The sequence below is a fragment of the uncultured Thiohalocapsa sp. genome, from assembly GCF_913062725.1.
Classification (GTDB): Bacteria; Pseudomonadota; Gammaproteobacteria; order Chromatiales; family Chromatiaceae; genus Thiohalocapsa.
The window spans coordinates 1-11236 of the sequence record NZ_CAJXWY010000088.1 but is presented as its reverse complement, the minus strand read 5'-3'; the positions used below and the strand labels follow the sequence as shown (position 1 = coordinate 11236).

The 11236-nt window shown below is 70.7% G+C and carries 8 protein-coding genes; 3 read left to right on the top strand and 5 right to left on the bottom strand.

All coding sequences use genetic code 11. From position 1 onward, the window contains the following. Positions 1-81: 81 nt before the first annotated feature. The 4 genes from QZ588_RS16780 to QZ588_RS16765 all read right to left on the bottom strand — a co-directional run bounded on the left by QZ588_RS16780 (position 82) and on the right by QZ588_RS16765 (position 4938). Positions 82-900 (bottom strand): hypothetical protein, encoded by an 819-nt coding sequence (locus QZ588_RS16780; protein ID WP_295544110.1) that lies wholly within the window; start codon positions 898-900, stop codon positions 82-84. 69 nt (positions 901-969) lie between these two features. Continuing rightward, positions 970-2631 (bottom strand): ATP-binding protein, encoded by a 1662-nt coding sequence (locus QZ588_RS16775; RefSeq protein WP_295544108.1) that lies wholly within the window; start codon positions 2629-2631, stop codon positions 970-972. Beyond that, the gene (locus QZ588_RS16770; RefSeq protein WP_295544106.1) at positions 2624-3313 is read right to left on the bottom strand and encodes a DUF4194 domain-containing protein; all 690 of its coding nucleotides are present in this window, start codon (positions 3311-3313) and stop codon (positions 2624-2626) included. Before QZ588_RS16770 ends, QZ588_RS16775 begins: the two co-directional genes overlap by 8 nt. 137 nt (positions 3314-3450) lie before the next feature. Further along, positions 3451-4938, bottom strand: a complete 1488-nt coding sequence (locus QZ588_RS16765) for a DUF3375 domain-containing protein (RefSeq protein ID WP_295544104.1) — start codon at positions 4936-4938, stop codon at positions 3451-3453. A 714-nt stretch (positions 4939-5652) separates the two neighbouring features. On the opposite strand from QZ588_RS16765, the gene QZ588_RS16760 reads away from it, so the two are divergent. Both QZ588_RS16760 and QZ588_RS16755 read left to right on the top strand, forming a co-directional pair. Beyond that, positions 5653-6039 carry a DUF423 domain-containing protein gene (locus tag QZ588_RS16760; RefSeq protein ID WP_295544102.1) on the top strand — a complete coding sequence of 129 codons (387 nt, stop codon included), beginning with the start codon at positions 5653-5655 and terminating at the stop codon, positions 6037-6039. A gap of 48 nt (positions 6040-6087) precedes the next feature. Then, positions 6088-6825 (top strand): 16S rRNA (uracil(1498)-N(3))-methyltransferase, encoded by a 738-nt coding sequence (locus QZ588_RS16755; protein WP_295544100.1) that lies wholly within the window; start codon positions 6088-6090, stop codon positions 6823-6825. 122 nt (positions 6826-6947) lie between these two features. Here QZ588_RS16755 and QZ588_RS16750 read toward each other — a convergent pair whose 3' ends face one another. Beyond that, positions 6948-8126 carry an ATP-binding protein gene (locus QZ588_RS16750; RefSeq protein WP_295544098.1) on the bottom strand — a complete coding sequence of 393 codons (1179 nt, stop codon included), beginning with the start codon at positions 8124-8126 and terminating at the stop codon, positions 6948-6950. A gap of 282 nt (positions 8127-8408) precedes the next feature. Here QZ588_RS16750 and polA point away from each other — a divergent pair, with 282 nt between their 5' ends. After that, positions 8409-11117, top strand: coding sequence for a DNA polymerase I (polA, locus tag QZ588_RS16745; protein WP_295544097.1), 2709 nt, complete (start codon positions 8409-8411; stop codon positions 11115-11117). The last annotated feature ends 119 nt before the right edge of the window (positions 11118-11236 follow it).

Sequence of the window (11236 nt, the reverse complement as noted above, 5' to 3'; positions counted from 1 at the left end):
CTGCTCAACCGCGACCATCTCTTTCAACGGCTCTATTTGGACCTCTTCGGCTACGCACTCTACGGACGGAGAAACAATGGGTTAGCGCCGACACCCCTCGGGTCGATGGCGTGATGACCTGTCACGGCATGGACGATAACCTGTTGAACTGAAAGGATTATCCTTCCACGGGAAATCCCAGAGAGCCGTCTCGAAGCGCTCGCCGAGGGCCTGCTCGGCTGCCGCGTCAACGGGCTGCTCCGCCAGCTCCCGGTCCAGCGCCGCCAACGTCACATTGTGGGCATTGCGCTTGTCGTCGATGTCAGCGCGCCGGGCGCGGATGCGATGCAGCGCCTGCTCGAGCTCGCGCAGGGCGTTGCCGGCCGCCTCGATCTGCCGGCCCAGCTCGGCCAGATCGCGGTTGCCTTCGCGCAGCTGGCGCAACTCCGCCTCAAGGCGCTCGATCAGGTCCAGCTGGGCGGCGGCATCCAGATCCACCCAGCGCAGGTTCATCAGGCTCTGGCAGCTCAGCGCCTGCTGCCGTGCCCGCTCGCGCCGTTCGGCCAGGGACTTGAGCTGCTGGTCGAGCTCGGCGCGCTCGCCCTGTAGCCGCTGCACCATGCGCCGAAAGTGCTCCCGCTTATCGCGGTTGTCGAAGCCGAGCACCCAGCGGCCCTTGTCGTCGAGGCGGTGGCGATCGTCCTTCTCATGACGGCCGCGGCTGTGCTTGACCTGCCCGGCGAGGGTGACCGCCCGCTCGGCGTCGCGGAAGGCGCCCAGGTTGGCCGCGCACTGGTAGTCGAAGCGGCGGCTCAGCTCGTCGAACAGCCAATCGCGGTGGGGCGATGGCTTGAGATCCAGCTTGGCGACCAGCGACGACGGGCTGAGCCTGGCGGTGGTGCGCGGCGCACCCGGCTCCACCCGGTGGTAGACCAGCCGCTGTCCCAGATGCGTCTCGTTGATGTAGCGGGAGACAGCGGCGTAGTGGCGCTACTCGACGATGAGCGACAGCGCAAAACTGTGCAGCACCCGCTCGATGGCCCCGCGCCAGTCGGCGGCCTCGGGCTTCACCTGCACCAGCTCGCCCACGAACGGCAGCGCCTCATGGGGCAGTCCCAGGTTCTCCGATATCTGCGCCCGCAGCCTCAGCATGTGCCCCGGGATATTGGAGGGCTGGCGCAGCAGTGACGCGAGCTCGGCCTCGGCGGTATCGAGCTCGGCGACCACGGCCTTGTGCCGATCGCGCACGCCGTCGCGCTCCTGCTCCAACGCCTCCTGCTGCTGCTGGCCGCGCTCGACCACGGTGCGCGCGCGATCGGTGAGTGCGGCGAGCGTTTCCGGCGAATCGGGCAACGCCCAGTCGAGGTTGCGGCACAGCCGCTCGGCTTCGGCGCGGTTGCCCAGGCGGCGGTCGCGCTCGCCGCCGGCCTGAGTGAGCTCGCGCTCCAGCTGCTCGATGCGGCCGCCGCCCTGGGCGCGGTGGCGCTCCTGCAGCCGGTCGATCTGGGCGTAGTCCTGGTCGACCCGCGCCTGTTGCGCGGCCTCTCGGCCGGTCAGCGCGTGGTCTTCGGCCGCCAGCCGCGCCAAGTCCGCCTCCAGCAGATCGCGCCGGCGCCGCCGCAGGAAGGGATCGATGGCGGCGAGCTGCCGGTCCAGGTGGCGCAGCTCCTGCTCGGTGTGCTGGTGGGCGGCGTAGGCGTCGCGGGCCGGCGCCAGGATCTCGATCTGCTGCCGGGCCGTGATCACGGCGCGATGGGCCTGGTCCAGCTCGGCGAACTCCTCCACCAGGCGGTCGGCGACCTCGAAGGTGCGCGGCGGGTCCAGCATGAACTCGCGCAGAAAGCCGTTCAGATCGCCCAGGTTCTTGGCGGACTGGGTCTTGTGCAGCAGCTTCAGCGCCATCTCGGCATCGATGCGCAGCAGCATGCGCAAGCGCTCGCCGTAGCGGGCGTATTCGCTGAAATGGCTGACATCGGTCAGCTCGCGCTTGAGGCCGCGCAGATCCAGGTCTTCCGCGAACCCGGCCAGCTCGCGCTGCAGCACGAAGGGCCGCTCAGCGATCATGTAGTGGCGCTTCAGGTCCTGGGTGGCGTTGCCGTTGCCGCGGATCCAGAACACCTGGATCAGCGTCACCACCGACCCCGCACCGTCGGCGTACTCGGCGGCCAGCGCGGACCAGGTGGTGCCCGGGCGCAGGGTGCGGGCGGCGATCTCGCCGGTGTCGGCGCTGGACTGATCCGCCCAGGCACCGCGCACATAGGTGACCAGATTGCGGTCGGTACGGGAGCGGTCGCCCTCCCGGGCCGCGGCATTGAAGCTGGTCCAGCGCGGCGGAATCAGGAGCGCCGTATAGGCATCCAGCAGCGTCGACTTGCCGGAGCCGGAACGGCCGACGATGAGAAAACCGTCCGGCGCGACCGGCACCTCGTGCAGGCCGGCGAAGGTGCCCCAGTTGAAGACGCTGAGCTTGGCGAGGCGAAATTGCTCGCGGCGCTCGGCATCGCTCCAGCCCGGGGGCTCGGGGCCAGCGGGCGCGGCCGCCAACGCGGCGGCAGACGGGCCGGCGGCGTCGCGTGGCCCGGTCGCTGCGTCTCGCGGGCCGGCGGCGGCGGCAGACGGGTCTTCGAACAGGTCGTCTGACGGGTTAGTCATCGCATGCCTCCCGGCCGGCGTCGGCCGCCATGGCCGCGTAAACGGCCGTCAATTGCTCCACCTCTTCGGGCCCGAAGATGAGCTTCAGACTCGCCGAGACCTCGAACCGGTCCGCATTGCCCTTGAGCGCCGCGAGCAGACTGTTGGTCTTCGCCTTCTCGATGGCGGTGTTGATGCGCTTCTCGAAGCCCGCGCGGTCGGTGCTGTCCGCCGGCTCGTACAGCCGCAGTTGCTCCGCCAGCTCGGCGCGATCCACCAGGGCCGGCTCGCCGCGCAGCTCCGCGTCCACCAGCACCTGACGCAGGTACAACAGCAGCACCGAGTCGATGAAGGTGAGCGGCGAGCGCCGCAGCAGGCGGGGTGTCTCAAGCTCGCCGGTGTCGGCCTGCCGGGTGAAGGCGATGCCGCGGTCGGCATCCAGGACCAGCTCCAGGAACAGATCCGCGAGGCGGGAGCGGATGAGCGGCTCGTGCTGCAACAGCGCCGGCCACAGCCGGGGATGGCGGCGCTGCTCCAGTGCCGGCCCCGTCAACAGCCGCACCAGTGCGCGCCGGGCGGACTCGGGCAGCTGGCCGGTGTCGCCGGGGTAGAGGGGATCGGCGGTCAGAGCCTCATCCGCCGGCGCCGCGTCCGGGTCGTTACCCGGTGTGATGCCGGCCGTCCCGGTCTCGTCTTGTGTCATGGGCTGCAGCCTCGCGCTGGCGGCTGGTGCATGGTGCACCAGCCGGATTCCCGTTTTCAGAGTCGTCGCTCATCGACTGGCCGCCACGAACCGAGTCGGCTGGATGGCGGCGGGCGGGGACGCCCTCATCCGTCCTCTCATGGTGCCCACTCCCCGCCGCCGGCGGCGATCCCGGACCTCAGGTCCGGCTTGCTGGCGAAATAGACGCGCGGAATGCATGCGGAGCGCTCGATGCCGTCGCGCCCGCGCCAGCTCACCCGGTCAGTGGCCGAGGCGACGACACCGTCGCGCATGCCGAGGGCCAGGTAGCCGACGACGGTGCCGAGGCCTTGCGCCGCCGGGTAGGCGCGCAGCAATTCGGCGACGGTGACCTGGCCGCGGGCGGCGAGCAGCTCGGCGATGTGCGATTCGAGGGTGCGGAAGTCGATCTCGGACCGGGCCACCAGGTCGGCGATGACATCCAGGCCGATGACCGATTCGGCGGCATGGGCAATGCCGCCGTCCACGGCATCGAGCGTTGGATCGTGCAGGCGCAGCTGCGAGACGGAGCGGAGCCGGGCGCTCGGCAGGGTCAGATGCCGGTCGATGGACTGCTGCGCCCGCAGCCGATCCTTCACCGCCAGGGACCCGCGCTGGGCGGTCTTCACCAGTGCGCTCATGCGCTGCTGCTCACGGTACTCGCGGCTTTGCACGAACTGCTTCAGGCCGCGCGCGAATTGGTAGAGCACGTCATGCACCTCGCCGCCGCGCTCCAACAGCGTGCCCGTGAGACCGGACAGCTCGCCGCGCTCGCGGCGGCTGAGATGCGCGGCGAAGTCCCGGTCCAGCACGGCCTCCAGCGCCGCCTCCAGCTCGCCGCTCTGCTGCGGGTCGGTGAGCAGGCGCCAGAAGGCGCGGAAGGTCTTGCCGGCGTCACTGTCGGCGATGAGGTCGACATCGGCGAAGACGGCGTCCAACACGTCACCGCGGCTGCCGTCGTTGTCGACGATGCGCTCGCGCAGCTCCCGGCTCAGGGTGCGGAAGTCGTCGCGCACGCGGCGGAAGTCGCCGGCCAGCTCGTCGCTCAGGGTCAGGATCTCGCGCAACCGCTCCAGCGCGCGGTCCACCGGCAGCGGCGCCAGGCGCCCGTCGCGCACCGCGGCGATGCGGGCATCGATCCGCTCGCGCTCGCGCAGCAGGCGGCGCGCGCGCACCTGGGGGTCCGGCTCCGACTCTTCGGCGAGCTGTACCAATTGGCCGATCACCAGCCCAAGTCGGCTCTCGGTGGCCACGGTGCGCTGTGCCGACAGCTCCCGGGTAAAGCGGATCGCCTGCGCCGCGGCGGCGCTGGCTTCGTACTCCTCCTCGCCGTCGGCGGACAGGCCGCGCTCCAGCCAGCCCGCCGCGAGCCAATCTGCGAGGTAGGCACTGGCGGGCTGCGGGAGGTCCCAGCCCTCGGCACGGAAACGCTCCAGGTCGCGGCCGACACGCTCCACCAGCAAGGACGCCGGCAGCCGCCGCGGGCCCGTCAGCAGATGGGCCTGGATCAGCGCCATGATCGCCGGGGCATGCTCCGCCGCCAGCAGCTTCCAGGTGGGCTGCTGGCGGAGCTGGCGCAGGGCGGCGGCTTGGGTGGCTGGATGCATGGCTGCGGTGTGGTTGCGGATGGCTGGCGTGGCAAGTGCGTGCTGCGGTTGTGACTGAGCCCGGCGGGCCCGGGCCTGCCGTCTCGGTACCCAGTCTGCACCGATGGGCGACTCATTGGGTGAGCCCGGGGCCGCCGCTGACGCCCGCGTGCTGTGCCGCGCCGCCCTTATGACTGATGAGAAATTTCACAGTCGTAGTTGTAATAACGCTTGCGGAAAACTCTAAATTCATCGAATTACTTATTGATTTCAGTCACTTGCTTGAATGCCTTGCTGTGGGGCCTCGGCATTCCGGTCTGTGGATAACCTGTCGACAAATTTCAGATTTTAAACGGCTCACACGTTATCCACAGCCGGGTCTTCAGGGTTTTCAACAGGGGTTCGATGGGGGGTCCGATGGTCGTCCTCGATGGCGCAGCTGTGCCGGGCGGCTTCCGCGGCCGACACGCTGGCGTACGATGGCGGCTTGGGTGATGGGCGCGTGAGGGGGCGGCGTCGGTCCGCCGTCCCGGCGCCCGCGGTGATGCGTCCGGTGGAGACGACATTGGAATCAGGAAAACCGCCGCGACCTCCGGCGGCAACCATGTTTCACGGCGCGCGACGCCCCGGCGACCAGACTCGGGATCGCGCAAGCGCGGCGGCCGCCGATGCTGCTGCGCCTGGAAATCGTCAGCCCCTCGAACCCAGCCCCTCGACCCCTGAGCGTCAAATCCCATGAACCGTCCGCTACTCGTCATCGCCGCGCTCTTCGGACTCATCGCCGTGCTCTTCGGCGCCTTCGGTGCCCATGGCCTGGAGGGCAGCGTCAGCGCCGAGCGGCTCGCCGTGTGGGAGACGGGCGCACACTACCTGGGCTGGCATGCCACCACGCTCCTGGCCGTCGCGCTGCTGGGCGCCCATCGCAGCGGCATCCTGCTCACGGTGGCGGGCTGGGCGCTGGCGGCGGGTGCCGCGGTGTTCAGCGGCAGTCTGTTTATCCTGGTGCTGACCGACACGCCCGCCTGGGGCGCCATCACGCCCATCGGCGGGCTGGCGCTGGCGGTGGGCTGGGGCGCCCTGGCCCTCGCCGCCGTCTTCGGCCGGGAACGGGGCGCTGACTGAGGCGGGCGTCGCCGAGCCGGCTCCCCGCAGACAGCCCAGGGCCGCCCCATGCGCATCGATCGCATCTACACGCCGCAACCGCTGGCGGCGGGCGTCAGCGTCGCGCTGGAGCCGGGTGCGCGACGGCACGTGACCCAGGTGCTCAGGCTCGGCGCCGGCGCGGCGTTGGTGCTCTTCAACGGCGACGGCCGCGACTATGCCGCCAGGCTGATCACGGCCGGCGGCGACGGCGCCGTCGCCGAGGTGCTGGACGCCGGCCCCGCGGAGCCGGAGCCGCCGCTGGCACTGACCCTGGCGCTCGGCATCTCCCGCGGCGAGCGCATGGACTATGCGCTGCAGAAGGCCGTGGAGCTGGGCGCCGCGGCGCTGGTGCCGCTGTTCACCGAGCGCAGCCTGGTGAAGCTCAAGGACCAGCGCCTGGATAAGCGCCGGCGCCATTGGCAGGGCGTGGTGGTGGCCGCCTGCGAGCAGAGCGGCCGGCGCCGGCTGCCGGCGCTGGCGCCGCCGCAAAAGCTCGGCACCTGGCTCGCCGCCCTGCCGGCGGAGCACGCGGGCGTGCTGCTGCACCATGCGGCGACGCGCACGCTGGCGCAGTTACCGACGCCGGTGGGGGCGCTGACGCTGCTGGTGGGACCCGAGGGTGGCCTCGCCGCGGAGGAGCGCGCGGCGGCGGAAGGCCGCGGCTTCGTGCCGGTGCGCCTGGGCCCCCGGGTGATGCGCACCGAAACCGCACCGCTCGCGGCGCTGGCGGCCATGCAAACGCTGTGGGGGGATTTCCGCGCCTGAGCTCGGGGGGCACCGGCGCGCGGCGGCGATGCGGATGCGGTCCTTGCGGCTCGCACGGCTTCATCGGCGGCTGGTCCCGGTCGCGCCGGTGCGGCCCGGATCCGGCGGATACCGACGCCGCGTCAGCCGGGCTCTGACGCCATCGCCGCCGGGCCGAGCGGCAGACGCACGCGCACCAGCGTGCCGCGGCCGGGCTGGGAGGCGAGCAAGAGCGCGCCGTTGAGCGCGGCCACCTGGGTGCTCACCGCGTCCAGACCGATACCCCGGCCCGCGTCCTGCGTGACCGCCTCGGCGGTGGACAGGCCGGGGTGCAGCGTCAAGGCCAGCACCTCGCGCTCCGGCGGTCGCGCGTGCGCCGCCATCAGCCCCATGGTGACGGCACGCTGGCGCACCTTGGCCTGGTCGATGCCGGCGCCATCGTCGGCGATGTCGAAGACAAGGTCGTGATCCTTGCGGCTCAGCGTGACGCGCACCGCGCCCTGCTCAGGCTTGCCGGCGGCCGCGCGCGCCGCCGGCGGCTCGATGCCGTGCACGACGGCGTTGCGCAGCAGGTGCTCGAGCGGCGGCATGAAACGCTTCAGCACGCGGCCGTCGAGCATCACGTGGGCGCCGCACAGCGTGAGCTGCACGCGCTTGCCCAGGGCGTCCGCGGTGGAGCACACCACACGCGCCAAGCGCGCCTGCACACGCCCGAAGGGCAGCATCCGGGCCTTCGGCGAGTCTTCCCGCGAGCACTCGGCGGCGATGCGCGCCCGCTGCCCCGGAGACTGCGGTTCGTCCCGTTGCAGGGCGCCGCCACCCGCGGCGGTGGTAATCTCATCGGCGAGTGTATGCAGGGTATGCTGCACGCAGCCCAAAAGGGCAGAGACGACCGCCGCCGGCATGGCCTCCGCCCCCGCGAGCAGGGACTCCAGCGCATGGGCCAGTTCCCCAGCCGGCGCAAGACCGGCCATCCGCGCACTGCCCTTGAGGGTGTGCAGACGCTGGCGCGCGAGCGCAAGGCCCTCGGCATCGGGTCCGCCCGCGCGCCAGCCGCGCAGCTGTGCATCCAGGGTCTGGATAAGCTCCGCCGCCTCTGCCGCGAACACCGCCACCGGGTCATCGCCTGCCAGGAGTTTGTCAATGTCCTCGTCCGGGTCAGGCGCCACGCCGACATCCGCGGCGGGACCAGCATGGCCCGACGACATCGCCGCCGCGTCGGTGCCCGCGCCCGTGCGCAGCTCTCCGGCGGCGCGCTCCAGGTCCGCCAGCACTTGATCGAACGCTTGGTCCGGGCCGCCCCCGGCGCCTTGTGTGGCCATCACGCCCCCATGCTCACCCCGGACATGCCATCAGTCGATGTCCGTAGAGTTGGCTAAGCCAATTACCCACCTGCCGAAGTTTACGATCAACCGAGGGGGGTTGACAGCGCATCTCCATCCCCGCACCCGCCCGGGACGAGACCGTCCCGGCGTTCTCAGGAGCAGTCGCCGCCGCGGACTGCCCCGCCGCGCCGTCCCGCGGGCCGTCCCGCGCTTGCGCCCTGCGCGGGGGCCCCCGCCGCGTGCTACCGTTGCGGCTTTCGAGCCGCCGCTGACAGACCCATGCCCGACCGGTACCCGCTCGTCCTCGTCGACGCCTCCGGCTATCTCTTTCGCGCCTACCACGCGCTGCCCAAGCTGACCAACTCCCGGGGCGAGGCCACCGGCGCGCTGGTGGGCGTGCTGAGCATGCTGCGCAAGCTCATGGACGAGCAGCAGCCCGCGTACATCGGCGTGGTCTTCGACGCCGCCGGGCCCACCTTCCGCGACCGCATCTTCGACGAATACAAGGCCAACCGGCCGCCCATGCCGGATGACCTGCGCGAGCAACTGGGCCCGCTCAAGGAGATCATCCGCGCCATGGGCCTGCCGCTGCTGGAGGTGGCGGACGTGGAGGCGGACGACGTCATCGGCACGCTGGCCAGGCGTGCCGCGGCGGACGGGCTGCCGACGCTGATTTCCACCGGCGACAAGGACATGGCGCAGCTGGTGAACGACCGCATCACCCTGGTGAATACCATGTCCGACACGGTGCTGGACCCGGACGGTGTGAAGGAGAAGTTCGGCGTGGCGCCGGATCACATCGTCGACTACCTGGCGCTCATGGGCGACAGCATCGACAACATCCCCGGCGTGCCCAAGTGCGGACCCAAGACCGCGGCCAAGTGGATCCAGGCCTACGGCGATCTCGACGGCGTGCTGGCGAACGCGGACAAGGTGAAGGGCAAGATCGGCGAGAGCCTGCGCGCGACGCTGGATCAGCTGCCGCTCTCGCGGGCGCTCACCACCATCAAGACCGATGTCGCGCTGGACTTCGGGCCCCGGGACCTGACGCCGGAGCCGCCGGACACCGAGACCTTGCGGGACTGGTACGAGCGCATCGAGTCCAAGCGCCTGCTGGCGACCCTGGACGACACCGGCGCCAATGGCGAGGCGGCGGCGGCCGAATCGCAGCCCGAGTATGCGCTGGTGCTGGACGAGACCGCGCTGGACGCCTGGCTGCACAATCTTGAAAGCGCGGACCTGTTCGCCTTCGACACCGAGACCACGGATCTCGACTACATGCGCGCCCGTATCGTGGGCGTGTCTTTCGCCGTCCATCGCGACGGCGCCGTCGAGGCCGCCTACGTGCCCCTCGCCCACGGCTACCCGGGCGTACCCCAGCAGCTGGACCGCGCGCGGGTGCTGGGCAGACTGAAGCCGCTGCTGGAGGACCCGGCGCGCGCCAAGGTGGGCCAGAACCTGAAGTACGACATCAGCGTCTGCGCCAACCACGGCATCGCCATGGCCGGCTGCGCCCACGACACCATGCTGGAGAGCTATGTGCTCGACAGCACCGCCACCCGGCACGACATGGATTCGCTGGCCAAGAAGTACCTGGACCGGGACACGGTGCACTTCGAAGACATTGCGGGCAAGGGCGCCAAGCAGCTGACCTTCGATCAGATCCCGCTGGAGCAGGCGGGTCATTATGCCGCCGAGGATGCCGAGATCACCCTGCAGCTGCATCGGGCGCTGTGGCCGAAGATCGAGGCTATCCCGTCCATCGCGTCGGTGTACCAGGATATCGAGCTGCCGCTGGTGCCGGTGCTCTCACGCATGGAGCGCGGCGGCGTGCGTATCGACGCCGCGGAGCTCAGGCGCCAGAGCGCGGATCTGGCCGAGCGCGCGGCGGCCCTGGCGGAGCGCGCCTATGCCGAGGCCGGGCGCCAGTTCAACCTGGGCTCGCCGAAGCAGATCGGCGCCATCTTCTTCGACGAGCTGAAGCTGCCGGTGGTGGCCAAGACGCCCAAGGGCGCGCCGTCCACGTCCGAGGCCGTGCTGGAGCAGCTCGCCGCCGACGGCCACGAGCTGCCGCGGCTGATCGTGGAGCACCGCGGGCTCACCAAGTTGCGCTCCACCTACACCGACAAGCTGCCGGCGCTGATCAACCCCGACACCGGGCGGGTGCACACCAGTTATCACCAGGCCGTCGCCGCCACCGGCCGGCTGTCGTCATCGGACCCGAACCTGCAGAACATCCCCATCCGCAGCGAGGACGGCCGGCGCATCCGCCGCGCCTTCGTGCCGGAGCCGGGCGCGCGCATGCTGGCGGCGGACTACAGCCAGATCGAGCTGCGCATCATGGCGCACCTGTCCGGCGACGAGCGCCTGCTCGCCGCCTTCGAGGCCGGGCAGGACATCCACCGCGCCACCGCCGCCGAAATCCACGGCCTGCCGCCCGAGGCGGTGAGCGACGAGCAGCGCCGCAGCGCCAAGGCCATCAACTTCGGGCTCATCTACGGCATGTCCGCCTTCGGCCTGGCGCGCCAGCTGGGCACCGAGCGCAGCGTGGCGCAGGAGTACGTGGATCTCTACTTTGCGCGCTACCCCGGCGTGCGCGAGTTCATGGACCGCATCCGCGCCCAGGCCCGCGCCGACCGCTATGTCGAGACGCTGTTCGGCCGCCGGCTGTACCTCACCAACATCAACCACAGCAACAACCAGCTGCGCAGCGCCGCCGAGCGCACCGCCATCAACGCCCCCATGCAGGGCACCGCCGCGGACATCATCAAGCGCGCCATGCTCCGGGTGGACCACTGGATCCAGTCCGAGCGGCCGCCGGTGCGCATGATCATGCAGGTGCACGACGAGCTGGTGTTCGAGGTGGCCGAAGACGCCGTCGACGCCACCGCCGCGCACATCCAGGCCATCATGCAGGGCGCCGCCGAGCTTGCGGTGCCGCTCATCGTCGACACCGGCGTCGGCGATAACTGGGATGAGGCGCACTGACCGATCGATATACCCGGCGCATGTCAATGTCCGGCGCAGGCGTCTGCGGGCTGGGTTGCAGCTGGCGGGGGACGCCGTGAATACGTCCCTGTAGGCTTCACGACAGCATCCCTGCTGTC